This is a genomic window from Bacillus sp. LR--39, assembly GCF_053613335.1.
This window is the reverse complement of sequence record NZ_JBSIOT010000001.1, coordinates 1,092,545-1,113,144: the sequence shown is the minus strand read 5'-3', so window position 1 is coordinate 1,113,144 and position 20,600 is coordinate 1,092,545. Positions and strand designations below refer to the sequence as shown.

15 protein-coding genes and 2 pseudogenes are annotated in these 20,600 nt (G+C 39.4%); 13 read left to right on the top strand and 4 right to left on the bottom strand.

Annotated elements, in window-relative coordinates; translation table 11 throughout:
- The first annotated feature begins 34 nt into the window (after window positions 1-34).
- Together ACWHAR_RS05535 and xynB are read left to right on the top strand one after the other, a co-directional pair.
- A complete protein-coding gene (locus ACWHAR_RS05535; RefSeq protein WP_032875007.1) occupies window positions 35-1,426 on the top strand; it encodes an MFS transporter in 1,392 nt (463 codons plus the stop codon).
- A gap of 42 nt (window positions 1,427-1,468) precedes the next feature.
- A complete protein-coding gene (xynB, locus tag ACWHAR_RS05530) occupies window positions 1,469-3,070 on the top strand; it encodes a xylan 1,4-beta-xylosidase (RefSeq protein WP_032875008.1) in 1,602 nt (533 codons plus the stop codon).
- A 143-nt stretch (window positions 3,071-3,213) separates the two neighbouring features.
- On the opposite strand, the gene xylR is transcribed toward xynB, so the two are convergent.
- A complete protein-coding gene (gene xylR / locus ACWHAR_RS05525) occupies window positions 3,214-4,368 on the bottom strand; it encodes a transcriptional repressor XylR (RefSeq protein WP_032875010.1) in 1,155 nt (384 codons plus the stop codon).
- A 263-nt stretch (window positions 4,369-4,631) separates the two neighbouring features.
- On the opposite strand from xylR, the gene xylA reads away from it, so the two are divergent.
- The 3 genes from xylA to ppsA all read left to right on the top strand — a co-directional run bounded on the left by xylA (window position 4,632) and on the right by ppsA (window position 10,373).
- A complete protein-coding gene (xylA, locus tag ACWHAR_RS05520; protein WP_021493439.1) occupies window positions 4,632-5,969 on the top strand; it encodes a xylose isomerase in 1,338 nt (445 codons plus the stop codon).
- Between the two features lie 132 nt (window positions 5,970-6,101).
- Window positions 6,102-7,601: a xylulokinase gene (xylB, locus tag ACWHAR_RS05515; RefSeq protein ID WP_032875013.1), complete on the top strand. Its 1,500-nt coding sequence runs from the start codon at window positions 6,102-6,104 to the stop codon at window positions 7,599-7,601.
- Between the two features lie 174 nt (window positions 7,602-7,775).
- Complete coding sequence (gene ppsA, locus ACWHAR_RS05510) at window positions 7,776-10,373, top strand: phosphoenolpyruvate synthase (RefSeq protein WP_032875015.1); 2,598 nt, start codon at window positions 7,776-7,778, stop codon at window positions 10,371-10,373.
- A 525-nt stretch (window positions 10,374-10,898) separates the two neighbouring features.
- Here ppsA and ACWHAR_RS05505 read toward each other — a convergent pair.
- Together ACWHAR_RS05505 and ACWHAR_RS05500 are read right to left on the bottom strand one after the other, a co-directional pair.
- The gene (locus tag ACWHAR_RS05505) at window positions 10,899-10,997 is read right to left on the bottom strand and encodes a YjcZ family sporulation protein (RefSeq protein ID WP_003154037.1); all 99 of its coding nucleotides are present in this window, start codon (window positions 10,995-10,997) and stop codon (window positions 10,899-10,901) included.
- A gap of 503 nt (window positions 10,998-11,500) precedes the next feature.
- The gene (locus tag ACWHAR_RS05500; RefSeq protein WP_032875017.1) at window positions 11,501-11,932 is read right to left on the bottom strand and encodes a hypothetical protein; all 432 of its coding nucleotides are present in this window, start codon (window positions 11,930-11,932) and stop codon (window positions 11,501-11,503) included.
- 357 nt (window positions 11,933-12,289) lie between these two features.
- Here ACWHAR_RS05500 and ACWHAR_RS05495 point away from each other — a divergent pair, with 357 nt between their 5' ends.
- Both ACWHAR_RS05495 and ACWHAR_RS05490 read left to right on the top strand, forming a co-directional pair.
- On the top strand, window positions 12,290-12,475 hold the full coding sequence (locus ACWHAR_RS05495) for a hypothetical protein (protein ID WP_032875019.1): 186 nt from the start codon (window positions 12,290-12,292) through the stop codon (window positions 12,473-12,475).
- Window positions 12,476-12,821: 346 nt separating this feature from the next.
- Window positions 12,822-13,283, top strand: a complete 462-nt coding sequence (locus tag ACWHAR_RS05490; protein WP_044801468.1) for a DinB family protein — start codon at window positions 12,822-12,824, stop codon at window positions 13,281-13,283.
- A gap of 150 nt (window positions 13,284-13,433) precedes the next feature.
- On the opposite strand, the gene adhP is transcribed toward ACWHAR_RS05490, so the two are convergent.
- The gene (adhP, locus tag ACWHAR_RS05485) at window positions 13,434-14,450 is read right to left on the bottom strand and encodes an alcohol dehydrogenase AdhP (protein WP_032875021.1); all 1,017 of its coding nucleotides are present in this window, start codon (window positions 14,448-14,450) and stop codon (window positions 13,434-13,436) included.
- A gap of 252 nt (window positions 14,451-14,702) precedes the next feature.
- On the opposite strand from adhP, the gene ACWHAR_RS05480 reads away from it, so the two are divergent.
- The 6 genes and pseudogenes from ACWHAR_RS05480 (at window position 14,703) to ACWHAR_RS05455 (ending at window position 20,025) form a co-directional block, all read left to right on the top strand.
- A complete protein-coding gene (locus tag ACWHAR_RS05480; protein WP_032875023.1) occupies window positions 14,703-15,347 on the top strand; it encodes an LbetaH domain-containing protein in 645 nt (214 codons plus the stop codon).
- Window positions 15,348-15,953: 606 nt separating this feature from the next.
- Complete coding sequence (locus ACWHAR_RS05475) at window positions 15,954-16,157, top strand: hypothetical protein (protein WP_032875025.1); 204 nt, start codon at window positions 15,954-15,956, stop codon at window positions 16,155-16,157.
- A gap of 267 nt (window positions 16,158-16,424) precedes the next feature.
- Window positions 16,425-17,537 (top strand): WD40/YVTN/BNR-like repeat-containing protein, encoded by a 1,113-nt coding sequence (locus ACWHAR_RS05470; protein WP_032875027.1) that lies wholly within the window; start codon window positions 16,425-16,427, stop codon window positions 17,535-17,537.
- A gap of 515 nt (window positions 17,538-18,052) precedes the next feature.
- Window positions 18,053-18,429 (top strand): annotated as a pseudogene (locus ACWHAR_RS05465) (UPF0715 family protein); the annotation flags it as partial.
- A 74-nt stretch (window positions 18,430-18,503) separates the two neighbouring features.
- A pseudogene (locus tag ACWHAR_RS05460) lies at window positions 18,504-19,265 on the top strand (GNAT family N-acetyltransferase).
- 217 nt (window positions 19,266-19,482) lie between these two features.
- Window positions 19,483-20,025, top strand: a complete 543-nt coding sequence (locus ACWHAR_RS05455) for a GNAT family N-acetyltransferase (protein WP_032875029.1) — start codon at window positions 19,483-19,485, stop codon at window positions 20,023-20,025.
- The last annotated feature ends 575 nt before the right edge of the window (window positions 20,026-20,600 follow it).

Below are 20,600 nucleotides of genomic sequence, written 5' to 3'. Positions count from 1 at the left end.
TTCCTTATGTAAAGGATCGAAAAGGGGAGAAATCATGCTCAGTGAAAACGTAAAGAAGATCAGCATGGTTGAAAAAGTTGGATATGCGTCTGGAGATTTTGCTTGTAATTTAATTTATGCAACAGTGTCTACGTATCTTTTGTTCTTCTATACAGATGTTTTTGGTTTATCGGCAGCAACAGCCGGTACGATGTTTTTAGTGGTTAGAATCATCGACGCTCTCGCTGATCCTTTTATTGGAACAATAGTTGACAGAACAAATAGCAGGTTTGGCCGCTTTAGACCGTATCTTTTATTCGGAGCTTTTCCCTTTGTCATATTGGCAATACTCTGTTTTACAACCCCGGATTTTTCGGATATGGGGAAATTAATATATGCCTATATCACCTATGTCGGCTTATCGCTTACATACACCATGATAAACGTGCCATATGGCGCGTTAACATCTGCAATGACCAGAAATAATCAAGAAGTTGTTAGTATAACGTCTGTCCGTATGTTATTTGCGAATCTTGGGGGACTTGTCGTTGCATTTTTTGTTCCCTTACTGGCTGCTTATTTAAGCGATAATTCCGGCAGCGAATCTCTTGGCTGGCAGCTAACCATGGGTATTATGGGAGTTATAGGCGGGTGCCTTTTAATCTTTTGTTTTAAAAGCACAAAAGAGCGTGTAACGCTTCAAAAATCCGAAGAAAAAATTAAATTTTCGGATATATTTGAGCAGTTTCGTGTTAATCGGCCTCTAGTTGTATTAAGTATTTTCTTTATTATTATTTTTGGAGTGAATTCAATCAGTAATTCGGTTGGCATCTATTACGTAACGTATAATTTAGAAAGAGCGGATTTAGTGAAGTGGTACGGTTTGTTGGGAAGTTTGCCTGCTTTGGTCATTTTACCGTTTATTCCAAAGCTTCATCAATTATTGGGGAAGAAGAAATTACTAAACTATGCATTATTACTGAATATGATCGGCCTCTTAGCTTTACTGTTTGTTCCGCCAAGTAATGTATACCTCATACTTGTCTGTCGATTAATCGCCGCTGCCGGAAGTCTCACTGCCGGGGGATATATGTGGGCGCTTATTCCTGAAACAATAGAATATGGAGAGTATAAGACCGGGAAAAGAATGGGCGGTCTCATATACGCTATTATCGGATTTTTCTTTAAATTCGGCATGGCCTTGGGAGGGGTTGTACCGGGTTTGGTTTTAGATCAGTTTGGATATGTGGCAAATCAGGTGCAAACGCCGGAGGCATTGACGGGAATTTTAATTACAACAACCATTATTCCCGTGTTCTTACTGGTTCTGGCTATGATTGATATTAATTTCTATAACTTAGATGAGAAAAAATATAAAAGCATGGTTCGAGAATTAGAGAATAGAGACAAAGTTTATTTGGATCATATTGACGATTTCAAAGCTTAAAACGTGATGAGTCAACAGAAAATAGCTGAGGAGGAGTTCAAAATGAAGATTATCAATCCAGTACTTAAAGGATTCAATCCCGATCCGAGTATTTGCAGGGTTGGAGAGGATTATTATATCGCTGTATCTACATTTGAGTGGTTTCCGGGAGTCCAGATACACCACTCAAAAGATTTAGTCAATTGGCAGTTGGTTGCACATCCATTACAGAGAGTATCGCAATTAGACATGAAAGGAAATCCTAATTCAGGCGGGGTCTGGGCGCCATGTTTAAGTTACAGTGACGGAAAGTTTTGGCTGATTTATACGGATGTTAAGGTCGTAGATGGCGCCTGGAAAGATTGTCACAATTATTTAGTGACTTGTGACACGATTAATGGTGATTGGGGGGAGCCGATCACATTAAACAGCTCGGGATTTGATGCTTCTTTGTTCCATGATACGGATGGGAAAAAATATTTATTAAATATGTTATGGGATCAGCGTATTGATCGGCACTCCTTTGGAGGAATTGTCATGCAGGAATATTCTGATAAGGAGCAAAAACTAATCGGCAAACCGAAAGTGATATTTAAAGGAACCGAAAGAAAGCTGACAGAAGCGCCGCACCTTTACCATATCGGGAACTATTATTATTTATTAACCGCAGAAGGAGGAACGCGGTTCGAACACGCTGCTACAATTGCCCGTTCTGCAAATATTGAGGGTCCATATGAAGTTCATCCTGATAATCCTATCTTAACGTCATGGCATGTGCCGGAAAATCCGCTGCAAAAATGCGGACATGCATCCATTGTACAAACATATACAGGCGAGTGGTATTTAGCTCATTTAACGGGACGTCCCATTCATCCGGACGATGATTCAATTTTTCAGCAGAGAGGATATTGTCCTCTGGGCAGAGAAACAGCTATTCAAAAGCTCTATTGGAAAGATGGCTGGCCTTATGTAGAAGGCGGAAAAGAAGGGAGCTTGGAAGTGGATGCGCCTTCTATACCAGAAACAATGTTTGAAGACACGTATCCGGAAGTTGATGAATTTGACGATGCAACATTAAATATTAATTTTCAAACGTTAAGAATTCCGTTTACGGAGAAATTAGGATCATTAACTCAAGTGCCAAATCATTTACGATTATACGGCCATGAATCCTTAACTTCGACATTTACTCAGGCATTTGTAGCCAGACGCTGGCAAAGTCTCCATTTTGAAGCGGAAACGGCTGTTGCGTTTTATCCGGAAAATTTTCAGCAAGCCGCTGGTTTGGTGAACTATTACAATACAGAGAACTGGACGGCTCTTCAAGTCACGTATGATGAAGAACTTGGCCGTATTCTTGAATTAACGATATGTGATAACTTTTCTTTTTCACAGCCATTAAAAAATAAAATTGTGATTCCTCGTGAAGTCAAGTATGTCTATTTAAAAGTGAATATTGAAAACGAAAAATATTATTATTTGTATTCATTTAACAAAGAAGATTGGCACAAAATCGACATTGCATTGGAATCGAAAAAATTATCAGATGATTACATCCGCGGCGGGGGATTCTTTACAGGAGCTTTTGTAGGGATGCAATGCCAAGATACGAGCGGTCATCATATTTCGGCCGACTTCAGATATTTTCGTTATAAAGAAAAATAATTAGCACATGAAAAAGGAGATTTCTATTTTAGAACTCCTTTTTCATATTAGAAAGTGCCTATGTCAGTATTGATTCAGAAATACGCCTAGAATAAAAAAACCCATCTTTAAAGATGAGCGTAAAACATAGAAGTATGTACATTTCAGTTATGAACCATGTCGAGAAAATGATCAATAACAATGGAGGACATTCCTAGAGCAGGGGCATTTTTTCCTAAGATAGATGGTAATAATTCATAGCTATTGTCTAGTTGGGAATAAACCCTGGATGACACTTCACTTTTAATTGAATGTAAAACCATAGGATGCGATTCAATGATGCTGTTTCTTAAAATGATGGCTTGCGGATTAAATGTATTTAAAATATTGGTCAGGCCTATTCCTAAATAGAAACCAAAATTCTGTAATGCCTGTAAAGTTCCAACATCATTCAGATGGGCGAGGTCTATGATATCTTGGCTGGACACTTTTTTCTCTTTCGTCTGAAGAGATGTTACTAAAGCCTTCTCTGAAGCATACAATTCCCAGCAGCCTCGGTTTCCGCAGCTGCATTTAGGACCCTTAAAGTCTATTGTCATATGTCCCATTTCTCCAGAGAATCCGCCAACCCCTCTATATAAATGATTGTTGATCATAACGCCGATCCCTATCCCTGTACCGATACTTGCATAAATAATGTTATCGTGATTTTTTGCAGCACCAAATACTTTTTCTCCATATGCGCCGGCATTTGCCTCATTTTCAATAAAAACGGGCACATTGAACTTTTCTTGGATGAAAGATTTTAAGTCAATATCTCTCCAGTTGGAGTTCGGAGCGAAAACAATTTTTTGATTTTTGTCAATCAGCCCGGGCGCGCATATCCCTATACCAATAAGACCGTATGGAGATTGCGGCATATTTGCAATAAAGTGATGAATCATCTCAATTAAAATATCTTTAGTGATTTCTGGAGAATTGCATTCCAAATGATGGTGTTGATCAAGGACGATCGTCCCTTCAAGATCTGTTAAAATGCCATTAACATAATCCACGCCAACATCTATTCCTACGGAGTATCCTGCTTTTTTATTAAAAACAAGCATGACGGGTCTTCTGCCGCCGCTTGATTGTCCCTGACCTATTTCAAATACGAGGTTTTCTTTCATTAATGTGTTTACCTGTGACGAAACAGTTGATTTATTTAATCCGGTCATTTCGGATAATTTTGCTCTTGAAATAGGAGAATTCTTAAGTATTTCATTTAGTAATAACTTTTGGTTAACTTTCTTGACAAAGGCTTGATCAGCGATATCCACTTCATCCACTCCATTTGTATAATCTTTAAATTAAGTTGAACGTTCTGTGTTATCGTGCAAAACGCAGTACATAGCGAATCCAACCTTTATTATATCTAATGTGTTCGTAAAAAACTAAAAAAAATATTGAAAATACTGATGAGGTTATATAAGATGAAAATAAGTTAGTTTGTTTGGGCAACAAACTAATGTGCAACATGACATAAAAGCATCTGTATTTGAATGATCATGTTTAGAATTTATTTTTAAGGGGGAAATCACACATGGCTCACTCTCATTCCGGTTCAGTCAACTATTTTGAAAGCGCAAACAAAGTGATTTACGAAGGGAAAGAATCCACGAATCCTTTAGCATTTAAATACTATAATTCTCAAGAAGTAATTGGCGGAAAAACGATGAAAGAGCATTTGCGATTTTCTATTGCCTATTGGCATACATTTACCGCTGACGGCACAGACATTTTTGGCGCAGCTACGATGCAGAGACCGTGGGATCACTATAAAGGCATGGATCTGGCGAGAGCGAGGGTAGATGCAGCGTTTGAGCTGTTTGAAAAACTGGATGCGCCATTTTTTGCTTTTCATGACCGGGATATCGCACCGGAAGGAAGTACGTTAAAAGAGACAAATCAAAATCTGGATATAATCGTGGACATGATAAAAGACTACATGAGAACCAGCGGCGTTAAGTTATTATGGAATACTGCAAACATGTTTACGAATCCCCGTTTCGTCCATGGTGCGGCGACTTCTTGTAACGCAGATGTATTTGCGTATGCCGCAGCCCAAGTAAAAAAAGGATTAGAAACAGCAAAAGAGCTTGGCGCCGAGAACTATGTATTTTGGGGCGGACGTGAAGGGTATGAAACTTTGTTAAATACCGATTTAAAATTTGAGCTTGATAATATGGCCAGATTTATGCATATGGCAGTGGATTATGCGAAGGAAATCGGGTATACAGGGCAGTTTTTGATTGAACCAAAACCAAAAGAGCCGACCACCCATCAATATGATACGGACGCAGCAACAACCATTGCCTTTTTAAAGCAATATGGCTTAGACAATCATTTTAAATTAAATCTCGAAGCCAATCATGCCACATTAGCCGGGCATACATTCGAACATGAATTACGCATGGCGAGAGTGCATGGCCTTCTTGGCTCTGTTGACGCGAATCAGGGTGATCCGCTTTTAGGCTGGGACACAGATGAATTTCCGACAGATTTATATTCTGCGACATTAGCAATGTACGAAATTCTGCAAAATGGCGGTCTTGGAAGCGGAGGATTAAACTTTGACGCAAAGGTCAGGAGATCTTCTTTTGAGCCTGATGATTTACTATATGCCCATGTTGCAGGGATGGATACATTTGCAAGAGGGTTGAAAGCCGCCCACAAATTAATCGAAGATCGTGTGTTTGAAGATGTGATTCAACACCGTTACCGCAGCTTTACTGAAGGGATTGGTCTTGAAATTGCAGAAGGAAGAGCTGATTTTAAGACACTTGAGCAATATGCGCTGAACAATCAGCCAATTAAAAACGAATCAGGGAGACAGGAGCGGTTAAAAGCGATATTAAACCAATACATTTTACAGGTATAATGAAAAAAGAAGCTCCAGATCCCGCTGTAAAAAGATGCAGGCAGCCAAGTTCCCGGAATTGCCCGTCATGAAGTTACTGTTAATGGCGGGCCATTCCAATGGGGATCTATTTAGAGAGGAAGGAGTGAAAAAATGAAGTATGTCATTGGAATAGATCTTGGAACGAGTGCCGTTAAAACCATTTTAGTCAATCAAAACGGCAAGGTTTGTGCAGAAACGTCCAAAAGTTACCCGCTCATCCAAGAGAAGGCGGGATATAGTGAGCAAAATCCTGAAGACTGGGTGCAGCAAACAATTGAAGCATTGGCTGAATTGATTTCGATATCCAACGTTCAAGCCGGGGATATTGAGGGGATTAGCTATTCGGGACAAATGCATGGGTTAGTACTGCTTGACCAAGATCGGCGGGTGCTGCGTCATGCGATTCTTTGGAATGATACCAGAACGACGCCTCAATGTAGCAGGATTACCGAGACATTTGGCGATCATCTGCTTGATATCACAAAAAACCGTGTCCTTGAAGGGTTTACATTACCTAAAATGTTATGGGTGAAGGAACATGAGCCTGAACTTTTTCACAAAACCGCTGTTTTTTTGCTTCCGAAAGACTACGTGAGATTCCGCATGACTGGCGCCATTCACACCGAATACTCCGATGCGGCGGGAACGTTACTTTTACATATGACCCGCAAAGAGTGGAGCGATGAGATTTGCAATCAATTTGGTATTTCAGCGGAAATTTGTCCTCCGCTTGTTGAATCCCATGACTGTGTAGGATCGCTGCTTCCGAGCGTTGCGGCGGAGACTGGGCTGTTGGAAAAAACAAAAGTGTACGCCGGGGGAGCAGACAATGCTTGCGGTGCTGTCGGAGCCGGTATTCTTTCTTCCGGAAAAACATTATGCAGTATCGGGACGTCAGGAGTCATACTTTCCTGTGAAGAAGACAAAGAAAGGGACTTTAAAGGGAAAGTGCACTTTTTTAATCATGGAAAGAAGGATTCTTTTTATACGATGGGAGTCACGCTCGCTGCAGGGTACAGCTTGGACTGGTTTAAAAGAACGTTTGCGCCGAACGAATCGTTTGAACAATTATTGCGGGGAGTGGAATCTGTTCCGATAGGAGCAAATGGACTGCTGTACACTCCTTACTTAGTCGGTGAAAGAACGCCGCATGCTGATTCATCTATTCGGGGAAGCTTGATCGGAATGGACGGAGCCCATAAAAGAGAGCACTTTTTGAGGGCGATAATGGAAGGCATCACATTCTCTTTATATGAATCAATTGAGCTATTCCGTGAAGCGGGAAAATCAGTTGATACGGTTGTCTCTATTGGCGGGGGAGCTAAAAATGAAACGTGGCTTCAAATGCAGGCTGATATTTTCAATACGAGGGTGGTTAAGTTAGAGAATGAACAAGGTCCCGCCATGGGGGCTGCGATGTTAGCTGCCTTCGGAAGCGGGTGGTTTGACTCTCTTGAAGAATGTGCAGAGCAGTTCATTCATGAAGCAGCTGCATTTTATCCAAAAGAACAAAACGTTCAAAAATATAAAACACTATTCGAGTTGTATAAGAACATTTACGTTCACACAAAAGATCTCAACACAGCTTTAAAGAGCTTTAGACAAAAATGAAGAAAGAACCTCGCCAAATTGGCCAGGTTCTTTTTATATTGCACAAAAACAGACACGGTGATATAATCAGAACACGCGCGCTTTCTGTGTGAAAAGTCATAGTTATCCATCTTATATTATGATTATATCATGCTGAAAAGCTCTTGTCAAATTTTTTTGAAGGGGAGATATAGAATGAGTTCTTTGGTTCTCGGCATTCACGAAATTGAAAAAACACAGCCTTTGCTCGTTGGAGGAAAAGGGTTACATTTAGGGGAATTATCAAAAATTCAAGGAATACAAGTACCGGAAGGATTTTGTGTCACAACCGCAGGATATCAAAAAGCCATTGAACAAAACGAAACGTTACAAGCGCTGTTGGATCAACTGACCATGCTGAAAGCGGAGAATCGGGATCAAATTGGTGAAGTCAGCAAAAAAATCCGGCAAACCATTATGGAAGCAGAAATTCCTTCAGATGTAGTCAAAGCAGTTGCTTGCCATCTCTCCCGGTTCGGCGAAGAACATGCCTATGCCGTACGTTCCAGTGCGACAGCTGAGGATTTACCGCATGCCTCTTTTGCCGGTCAACAAGACACCTATTTAAATATTACCGGCGTCGATGCGATCTTGCAGCATATTAGTAAATGTTGGGCGTCCCTATTTACGGATCGCGCGGTCATTTACCGTATGCAAAATGGGTTTGATCACAGCCAAGTTTATTTATCCGTTATCATCCAAAGGATGGTGTTCCCTCAGGCTTCGGGAATTTTATTTACCGCTGATCCGATGACCGGAAACCGAAAGCTGCTGTCCATCGATGCCGGTTTTGGACTTGGTGAAGCACTGGTCTCCGGCTTAGTCTCTGCCGATTGTTATAAAGTACAGGACGGGCAAATCGTCGATAAGAGAATAGAACCAAAAAAATTGGCTATCTATGGACGAAAAGAAGGCGGAACGGAAACACAGGAGATCGCTCTTGATCAGCAAAAGATTCAAACACTGACTGATGAACAAATTTTACAGCTGGCACGTATCGGGAGACAGATCGAAGCTCATTTCGGCCAGCCGCAAGATATCGAATGGTGTTTGGACCGCGATACTTTTTATATTGTCCAAAGTCGTCCGATCACAACGTTATACCCCGTTCCTGAAGCGAACGATCAAGAAAATCACGTCTATATCTCTGTTGGTCATCAGCAAATGATGACGGATCCCATAAAACCCCTTGGGTTGTCTTTTTTTCTGTTGACGACTGCTGCACCCATGCGTAAAGCCGGCGGAAGGCTATTCGTTGATGTCACACATCAACTGGCATCTCCTACTGTCAGAGAAGTTTTCTTAAAAGGCATGGGGCAGCACGATCCGCTCTTAAAAGACGCACTTATGACCATAATAGAGCGAGATGATTTCATTAAGCCGATACCTGATAAAACGGCACAGATTCCCGGCAAAGGCAATGCAGATATGCCGGATCAAGCTGAAAACGATCCGGCCATTGTTTCTGATTTGATTAAGAGCAGTCAAGCATCGATAGAAGAGTTAAAACAAAATATCCAGACGAAATCAGGATCTGATTTATTTCGTTTTATTTTGGAAGATATCGAGGAATTAAAGAAGATTCTATTTAACCCAAAAAGTTCGGTGTTGATTCGAACTGCAATGGATGCTTCATCATGGATTAACGAAAAAATGAACGAGTGGTTAGGTGAAAAAAACGCAGCAGATACGCTTTCTCAATCTGTACCCCATAATATTACCTCGGAAATGGGGCTTGCGCTATTGGACGTCGCCGATGTGATCCGCCCTTATCCAGAAGTAATTGCCTATTTAGAGAATGTAAAAGATGATCACTTTTTGGATGGGCTGGTGACCTGTGAAGGCGGGCGGGAAACCCGTGACGCGATCTATGCTTATCTCAACAAGTACGGAATGCGATGTGCCGGAGAAATTGATATGACAAGAACTCGATGGAGCGAAAAACCAACTGCACTTGTCCCTATGATTCTTAATAATCTCAAAAACTTTGAGCCAAATGCCAGTCAGCGGAAATTTGAGCAAGGGCGGCAGGAGGCGTTGAAGAAAGAACAAGAGTTATTAGACCGATTGAAGCAATTACCGGATGGTGAACAAAAAGCCAAAGAAACCAAACGAATGATCCGCATCATCCGGAACTTCAGCGGCTTCAGAGAATATCCAAAATACGGCATGATCAGCCGCTACTTCGTTTATAAGCAGGCTTTACTGAAAGAAGCCGAACAACTCGCAGAAGCGGGCGTTATTCATGAAAAAGAGGACATATACTATCTCACTTTTGAAGAACTTCAGGAAGTCGTACGCACACATAAATTGGACTACCAAATCATCAGCACACGAAAAGGCGAGTACCAAGTATATGAAAAACTATCTCCGCCGCGTGTTATCACATCTGACGGTGAAATCGTTACAGGCGAGTACAAACGAGAAAATCTCCCGGCTGGAGCGATTGCAGGGCTGCCCGTTTCCTCGGGAGTCATAGAGGGGCGGGCACGGGTTATTTTAAACATGGAAGATGCCGATTTGGAAGATGGGGATATATTAGTTACTCCCTATACTGATCCCAGCTGGACACCATTGTTTGTATCCATAAAAGGCCTGGTCACTGAAGTTGGCGGACTGATGACCCATGGAGCGGTTATCGCGCGTGAATACGGCTTACCTGCAGTTGTCGGAGTTGAAAATGCAACCCAATTGATAAAAGATGGGCAGCGAATACGCGTTCATGGAACAGAAGGCTCTATTGAAATATTATAATAGCGGGGGTGTGCAGCACGTCACCAGATATTTCCCGCATTTTAACTAAAAAAGACCGGAACCTCTTAAAGGAGGAATCCGGTTTTTTTTATGTGAAAATGACTTAGTATTTTGTAGGCGGACCCTTTTTAAATAAGTGTGGAAGGCCGCTAAGATACCAAACAAATAAGATTCAGTGACTAAATCTAACGAATGACAATTTTATAAAGGGGGTGAGTAATATCCTTTTTAAGTTCACAACATCTGTAATCCTGATGAATTAAAAACGCCTTAGTTTTTTAACAACTATTTAGAAGTTTTGTTCATGAACAAGTTTTTATTCCGAATTGGATTGTTCGCCTTATTCTTCATAGCGGCAATATTGGCGCAGGCAGGGGAGGAAACTCTCCCGCTTACCAGAGTAAAAATAAAAAATGGTTATCTTAGATTGATTTTTTAAAAGTAAAAACGCCATAAAACTTCTTATGGCGTCTGTCCGAACTAAGGGATGCAATGTTTGGGAGACGAATATAAATCGTCAATGTGCTAGAAAAGGAATGCAGCACCTACAATGATTAACAAAATGAACAGCACAACGATCAATACGAAAGAACTTCCACCGTAATTTCCACCGTAGTTCCCCATATTATTGCCACCTCCTGTTGTTAGGATAGTACATAATATGCCGGACGATAAATTTCGACATAGATTTAAGTCTAAATAAGAAAAAATGGATGTTATGTCTAAAATGAAGAGCTTAGAAGAATATAAAATAATGGGAAGTTAACTGAAAGAGAGAAATGGATTGGACGGTTTGCTGTTTAAAGAGGAGGGATATGGCTAAACATGCAATAAAACTGTGTATGAAAGTGGTGAGCCATGAAGTTACTTCATCATGCAGAGCCACATACGAAGAGGTACAGGGGAATTATAGTTAACGAAAATATTCATCATTTCCCGGGCAAGCGCAGTATACGACAAATCAAAACAAATCACAAAGGGACGGAAGGTACGATACAAGGAGGCTGCTTGCGGGTATGTGGTGCAGATAAAGTTTCCGTTTCAAAAAGGTCATATGTTTATTCCAAACTTTACGTTTATTCCTGCAGAATGCTTGTAAAAGAAAGTCGGCAAAACTGCCGACTTTCCTAACGGAATTTAAATCTCAACAGTCTAAAGAAACCATCGACACTATCACCGGTGCCGCTATCATATTTCAGGATGTATTCTCCTTTTTGGTTAACGCTGAATTCTTGAATGAACGTTTTCCCTGCATTTAATGTCGTAGAGGATAAGAGTGTATTTCCATTAGGATAATTAATGGTGAATTTGAAAGATTTGCTGCCGTCATTCGCAACAAAAACTCTGATTTTTCCTGGAGAGCTGCCTTGATAGTTGAATGAAAACTTACCGGTACCGCCAGAAAAAGGCTGACACGCAATATACGGAGCGTCACATGACCAACCAGCAGGTTTCATAACTTTATCTGGGTTTTGCAAAGGTTTTGCAGAAACATCTGCAGTCCCCATTAGTGGAATTAACCCAAAAGCAAGAGCGCCGGCAATAATTTTCTTTTTCATTCGTATTCCTCCTCTTAATAGTGAATGTGATACAGCTATAAATTTACAATATTTATAAAATAATTCCTTTTTTCAAGTTGAGAGAAGAAGAAAAAATTAAAAGAGGACAAATAAATGTCACAAATTAACAAGCCATACACTGCAGTAAACTGGTCAAAGCATGAAGATGATTTCACTTAAAATGAAAAAGCGGCCTATTGGGTGGGGTATATTTGTAGGCAACGATGACCGGGGCGGCTGAGGATCAACTGAAACGAAGTATATTCTATATTCCCAGGCAAGGAGTATTTCTTTAACCTGAAACTTTTATAAAGCATTAACGTATTACTTTATAAAGGTAAATAAGGAGGCTTCTGAATGGGATTGAAAAATTTCTTTAATATTGAGTTAAAATGCTCTATCTGCGGAAAAACATTAAAATCAGGGGATGAGATAACAGCTTATCTTACACTTCCGAGTGAGAAGAAGATGCCTGTGGGGAGAATGGATAAAGTGTTAAGCAAACACTCTGATAAGGTCTGCTGTAAAAAGTGCAGTGAGTAGGTTTTTAGTGTTATGAGGAACCTCTGGCGGGTTTCCTCATAACAAATATCAACCAATTAAATTAGAAAAAAGCGAAATTGTGATGATTAAAGTAGATAAAGAACTGAGGGATACCAAAGGGATCATTTTTCGTTTACTTTGTTTTTTTGAAGGTTTGTTTAGCTCGTGGATCACTGCACCCCATAAAAGCATGGATGCTAAAATGATAAGACTCATATGTAACAACACTCCCTTGTTTTTATGAATTTTACCATATTTATCACAAGAATGTCGATAGAACGAACATCTCTATAAAAAGAAGATTTTTATCTGAAATTGTTGAGAGATTCAGTGAACTATTATGTAGATTAAATTAGAGAAGTTCGAAAAAGGCCTCAAATTACTCAGTGAAGATGAATATGAAGAGGTTCACAGTTCATATCCTACAATTGCTCAAACGTTCAGTCACATCTGCGCGGTGGATGTTATGTGGCTTCAAGTGCTTAAAGGGATAGACATGCAGGAAGCATTGGAAGGTTCTATGGCTTATGCGGAAAGGGCTCATTTATATTCTGCAGATGAATTTGCGGCGTCTTATGAAGAACTGGCTTCACAGTTTGAAGAATGGATGAATAGCCAAACAGATTTAGAACAAAAAATGAACTTAAATAATCCTTGGTTAGGTTACAGAGAAACTGCTTACTCAGAAATTTTATTCCATGTTGCCAATCACGGAACTTATCATCGGGGCAGCATAACAACTATGTTAAGACAGCAGGGCTACGCTTCGGCAATGAATGACCTTGCATTATATTGGTATCAGGGTTAGTTCAGAGAGTACTTGCAAAATGAATAACCGCTGAATGGTCTGTAGAGCTTTTTTTCTGAACTAAATGACAAAGTCTCATTCAGTCTGAGTGGGGCGCTGAGCAAGAATAGAGCTCAAAGGCTGCCGTATCATTCCCGGCAGCCTTAATGATTAGGAAGTAAAATCGATAACCATACGGCCGGTCACTTTCCCTTGCTCCATTTCTTCAAATATATCATTCACGTCTTCAATCGGGCGTTTTGTCACTTTAGGTACAACTTTACCGTCTGCAGCAAATTGAAAAGCTTCCTTCAGGTCTTCTCTGGTACCCACTAATGAACCTACTACCTGAATTCCATCTAACACGAGACGGGGAATATCTAAATCCATTTTGTCCACCGGTAAACCGACGGCGACTACGCGAGCTCCTGCTTTTACAACATCAATCGCTTGATTGAAAGGGGTTTTAGAGACAGCCGTGATGACCACTGCATCAAGCCCTAAATCGTTAGTCACTTCTTTTGCTTTAGCGACGGGGTCTTCGTTTAAACTGTTTACAACCGCATCAGCGCCTAAGCTCTTAGCAAAATTCAATTTTTCATCGCTAATGTCGAAAGCAATTACTTTAGCGTTAAAGACATTTTTTGCATATTGAACAGCCAAGTTGCCTAAACCGCCGACTCCGAATACACCGATCCATTGACCTGGCTTAATTTCACTGACTTTAACGGCTTTATAAGTTGTTACACCTGCACAAGTAATGCTGCTTGCTGCTGCAGGGTCTAAATGTTCCGGCACCTTTATTGCATAATCAACCGCTACGATTGCTTCTTCAGCCATTGCGCCGTCAACTGTATAGCCGGCATTTTTCACATCACGGCACAAGGTTTCGCGGCCAGTTAAGCAATATTCGCAGCGGCCGCAGCTCTCAAACATCCAGGCAATAGAGACGCGGTCTCCCTTTTTTAAATTTGTTACACCTTCACCAATCTCAGTTACAATGCCTATTCCCTCATGACCTAAAGTGATGCCTGTAACATCCCCGAAATCAGCATTTTTAACATGCAAGTCAGTATGACATACACCGCAGAATTCCATCTTAACTTTAGCTTCACCATGTCGCAAAGGACGTAATTCTTTTTGTACAATCGCTATACTTTTGTCTTTTGTTGCTACTACTGCTTTCAAATCATACACCCCTTTCAGATATTAGCAGAAAATTTTTACTTATCTTACAATCTAGCACACTGATCTTATTTTGAAAACCCTTACATTTTCTTGCGGACAAGTGTTTCTGCAAAAATTGAGGGAGCCATGCAGGAAAGATCCTTTGGATGATTTGTCATCCGAATGGTGTTTAAATGGGGGGATTGTCGTCTCCAAATGCACAGAATTTACATAGTATACATCAATAGACACGTTTTCAAAGGAGGTCTTTTTTTGAGCGATAGAAAGCTGACGGAAGATAAATTCGATAATCGGCTCACTAAGTTTGCGCCCTTTATCAGCCCTAACCCTGTTACATCATTTAATCCGGTTCAAAGATATCCTAAAATCGATAAAACGTCGTTCATAAGTCCGTTTTCCAGCGTGATAGGAGACGTGAGAATAAAGGACAATGTTTATGTAGCGCCAAATGCTGCTATTCGTGCAGATGAAGGAACACCCTTTTATATTGGTTCAAATACAAATCTTCAAGACGGTGTCATTTTACATGGTTTGTTAAAGCAATTTGTCACAGTCAAAGATAAGGCATATTCCATTTATATCGGAAACAATGTAAGTGTCGGGCATGACGCTCCCATTCATGGCCCTTGTTATCTTGGAAATCACACGTTCATCGGTTTTAAGGCAATCGTGTACAATGCAATTATAGGAAAAGGATCATTTGTTTCATACAATGCTGTTATCACAAATGGTGTACGGATTGCACCGAATCGGTTCGTTCCTCCCGGTGCCGACATAGATACACAAGAAAAAGCTGACAGACTCAGAAGAGTGACAGAAGAGGAACGTGAATTTGCACGGGAAGTGCCGCGCGTAAATCAAGAATTTCCCGCTTCTTATAAAGCGTTATTCAGCTAACGAAAAGCAAAATGCGAATATCCTAAATTAAATTAATGCATGAGAATTGGCGTCCCACGATGCAAGGTCAGATAAGTTTTGAGAGTCAGATTTCGGTTAGGAATTCGCAAAGGGAAGAGTTAAAAGCTGTTCATCGGATATTTGTGGGGAAGCTGCAAGAAGGGTCGAAGGTGAGCAGGGCGGCGGATTAAAACTGACCTTCCCTCAAATTTTATCCCAATAGGATTGACAGGAGGATACAATCATAAAAATAAAATGATGCTTCGCGAATGAGCCTAAAAGCGGCTCTTTTATAATCCGTCTTTTACGCTTTAACGTAGAAGTTCAGCACTCATGGTTCTGCTGGATAAGACAACTTTTCTTATACAATTAGCATAGTGAAGTTACTTATTTTTACATAACTGTTGGAAATGGTCTTTCCATCTGAGATAATAAAATTCATCTTGATTGATATATGGGGGAGTAAGGGTGGGCTGTTTTTATCAAGCGGCACGCAAACCATTTTACAAACAAATTCCTCAAGCGGTTTTTATAACCGAAGAAATTAGTGCTTTGGATAAACGCTGTAAGAAAAACTCTCTGTTTAAATAAACGAGGTGAAAATCAATGAATGGTATAGAATTCTTAGAATCTGTGTCGCGACTTGGACAACTCATTTTGGTGTTTTCCTGCTACGCCGTTTATTGGAAATTGGGTAAAACGAAAAGGGAGCGAAGACTTACAAAATTCGAAGCTTTTCTTAGGTTCTTTGTAATGTTTGGTCTATCTGCATGGGGACTGTCGTTTCTTGCTTTGAATTTGTGGTCGTAATCTTTCTGTCGATATTTGACTTGATGGGCTGTTACACCACTTTACACTTTCGGGAAACTCACTAGATATTATCTTCTGATACTGTCTTTAGTGATTCAATAAACGATGTAATATTGTATTTAAAATATTATGTGCGAACATCCATCATGAGAATCGGACGTATTCCGAGCGTATTTATGGGTAAATTGACTTTTTTATGATGATGTGTTAATATTATGCAGTAAAAATATTGAACTATTATATGATTATTAGATTACGGAGGTACATATGAATAGAAAAAGTAGTATGTTAATGAAAATAGTTTCCTCAGTTTCTATCTTGGGCTGTGTAGGTTTTGTAACTGAGTCAGGTTCACAAACTTCTTTTATGAATAACGTAGCTTCTGCTGCGGAAGCAGGCATTCTTCCTAGTGAAAATGCTTCATTATTATCTGAGTCGGGAGATATAAGTCATTATCATTTTGTTAATTCTAGTTCTGTTTTTAATTATGCTGATAACAAATGGGTTTATAAATCATCTACAACACCAATTAAAGATGTTAAATCATTTGATGGCAAAAACCTATATGCTACTGCGGACGATGGTTATTATGCAAAAATACTGAAATGGAATAATAGTTTAAAAGTATGGGATCAACTTGCGAGTTTTAGAGGCGGGCCAATTTTTGATTTAATCAAAACAAGTGATAATAAATTTGCTGCCGGTGGAGGAGAATCACGCAGATATGGGATCAGTTCAACAATTTTCACATCAATTGGCGGTGATGCGAGCTGGTCACAGAAAGTCAGTGGTTATAAATCCAAAGAGTCAAGTTACACCACGGGTGGCTACTTAGGTGTCGTGTACACTGGAGTTGCAATTGATGATAAGATTCTTATGTTCGGTAACTCATATGCTACAAACTATATAAGTGAGTCTTCAGATGGTATTAAATTTACCAGAAAAGGAAGTTTTGATGGTGAATATTTTGATGCTATTTACAATGGAGATAAGGTGGTGGCCGTAGGACAACAAGCAGGAGGGACATTTAGCGATTATGGTTTAGTTGCTGTTTCATCTGATAAAGGCGAAAGTTTTCAAACGACGGTACTGGGGTATAATGCTCCTCTGAATTCTGTTACTTATAAAGATGGAGTATACATTACTGTAGGAGATCTTGGATCAATTTATTATTCTGAGGATGCGCACAATTGGACTAAAGCATCTTCTCCTACAGCCAACAAACTAAATGATGTTGAATGGGATTACGTAAATAAACGTTTTGTTGCAGTTGGGGATTCCGGCACTGTTTTATTCTCCTTAGACGGAAAACGATGGATTTCAGTAAACAGTGGAATAAAAAATAATATTACCAATGTTGTTATGATGGAAAACTCATAATGACAAATAAAAAAAGCAATACCTTTTTAGGTATTGCTTTTTTTATATTTTTGCCTACCGTATGCCGACTAAGCTGGGATACAGGTTCACCATCTACAATGCTGATGGATGTACATTAAATATCAAACTGCAGAGAATTACACTGGCAGGATATGATTTTACCCTTAGTGAAAAGAATTTCACGGATAATCATTTGAACTTGAGCGCGGCTGATAAGGTGAATGGTGATGCAAACAGAAATCATTACTTATTGATCACAAAAGGAGCCGGCTGCGGAGATGTGTGGATTAAAGGCTTTTACGGATTCGAACACGATGAGCCGGATGCAGATTGGTGAGCGATACACAGTCAAGGTATTTCCTTGACCTTTTTTAATGGCAATAAAATTTCTGGATATTAAGATAGTGAATTGATGATCTGCCAAAAAACATAGATCTTTTAAAGTGATGGATATATACTGATTTTAAACAATAAAAAAATGGAAATTTTATTTTTATAAAAAGCAGGTGAACTATATGGAAGCGGCGACTTGGAGCAAAAGTCAAAGCTATACTTACACATTGGCTTTTCCAAGTTTGTCGTATGGTTTGATCTTCGGGCTATATATGTTTGTATACTCGGGTTTTGTGCCATTTGTATTGGTTACTGTGATTATCATTGCTTTTATGCATTTATTACTTACTTTTTGTTTGCTGTTCCTGTGCAACTATGGCTAAGAAAGAAGCCTAAAAAGTTTAGTTTGGTTCATCTTTTCATTTATACAGCAGTCGCTTTTTTAGCCGTGTTCTTGTTCTGGCACATAGGCAATCCGTCAATTGATTTCACAGTTTTCAGAAGTTTCATTTATTACATAATGTGCTTTGTTGCTGCGTTCCTATATTGGTTCTGGAACTCTATATTTCTGAGAAATTACAATGTTCACTGCAAGTAAAGCTGATGTTCCCAAAAGAAAGCGGGTGAGGAAAAATGGAATACATTGAGTTGACTAGGGACAATATTGATGACAATCATATTTGCTGTGCATTAGGTACGAAACAATATGAGGATGCGGTAAATGAAAAGAAGAGCTGGCTCAAAGATCGAATGATTGATGGCTTGGTGTTCTATCGCCTAAACGAACGGGCAAAAGTTTTTATTGAATATTTACCTGCAGAAGAAGCGTGGGTTCCGGTAAGCGCACCTCATTTTATGTTTATTAATTGTCTTTGGGTCTCAGGTAAATATAAGAATAACGGACATGCGAAACACTTGTTAGAAAAATGTGTGTCAGATGCAAAATCCCGCGGTATGGATGGGATAGTTCATATAGTGGGGAAGAAAAAACTCCCTTATTTAAGTGATAAGCATTTCTTTGAACATATGTGATTTGCTGTGCAAGATGAAGCAGAACCCTATTTTCAGTTGGTGTCACTGACGTGGAATGAACATGCACATCCTCCTGTATTTAAAAAACAGGTGAAAAGTAATTCCGTTAATGATGAGGGAATCACAATATTTTATACAGCTCAATGCCCGTTTGCAGTCGGATTGTTAAAGGACTTAAAGGAACTGACTGAAAAGAAAGGACTTCATTTTCAGGCCCGGCGAATAACGTCAAAAGATATGGCGCAAAAATCCCCGGCAGTTTGGACGACTTTCAGCGTGTTTTATAAAGGGACATTTCTCACTCATGAGATGATGAGCGTGAATAAGTTTGAAAAAATACTCAATAAGCTTTTAATGGCTTAACTTTGTTTAATTACCATTGCTCGTTTCTATATTCGATACTGAGGGTTTTTCACGAAAATTGTTCAGTACTTTACATCGCGGGCGGCAAATGAATGATTACTGTTTTTGACAAAGATGATAACGTCTATCATTATAGTAAAAATAGATTGAGATAAGTTCTTCAACAAACGAAGAAGTTCTTTTCAAAGATCGATAACAATGAAACAGGAGACTGCAAATGCAAAAAATTGAAACCCATCGCTTAATTTTAAGAAATTTCACCGAAAGAGATGCGCAAGGTCTGTTGGAATATTCGGCACATCCGAGAGTGAATTGCTTTCTTGATGACAGAATATCTACGTTAGAAGAAGCTGCCGTAAACGTTCAAAAAAGAAGCCGAGATGACTCTTATATTGCAGTTTGTTTAAAAGACAGTAATGATCTAGTCGGAGAACTATTTTATTTAAAAGAAGAGCCAGATACCTATTCTGTTTGCTGGAATTTCAATGCCCGTTTTGAAGGGAAGGGATACGCAAGTGAAAGTGCGAAGGCTTTCTTTGAGTATCTCTTTATGCAAAAAGAAGCAAGAAGGCTTTATGCATATGTTGAAGATGATAACTACAGGTCACAAAAACTATGTGAAAGATTAGGAATGCGTAAAGAAGGTTATTTTCTTGAATTTATTTCATTTACTGCACACGAGGATGGAACACCTAAATATGAAAACACTTACCAATACGCATTGCTAAAGAAAGAATGGTTAAAACAAAAACATAGTTAATAGAATTTGTGGGGAGATAACCTCTCCTTTACCGAAAAAACCTTGCTAGAAGCAGGTTTTTTTGTATTTAAGTTAAATACTTCATTAGGTTACCTAGTAACGAACAAAAAGATTCAGCTTGAAGGTTGGGAAAAACATGAAAATCATTATAGCAATGTTGTAAAATTAGAGAGAGGATGATTGTGATGGACATTTTGCAGTTTAGCGACAGAAGGTGCAGGAAGTAATTCGAATCAGCAATGTTCAATTCATTTTGATGAATTTAAAGAAGCGCTTGAGAATGGAAAAGTGGTTGATAATCAAAATGTTAAAAGCTGTTCAGAGTCAAGACCTATTTTACGGTGAGACTGAAAATATGCTCTTAATCTTCTGATGTTATTCAAAGCTGACACCTCTTGAAGCTTATGTATAAGAAAATAATACCATTGAAATATATGTGATATCAATGAATAAGGTTGGAAACGGAGGGGTTCAAAGTTGGGGCGATCTTGTGTAAAAGAAAGGATCAGGATGAATGTGAGCAGCATCCACCCTGATCAATGGGGTTCACAGTGTTCTATTTCATTGTATTCCAA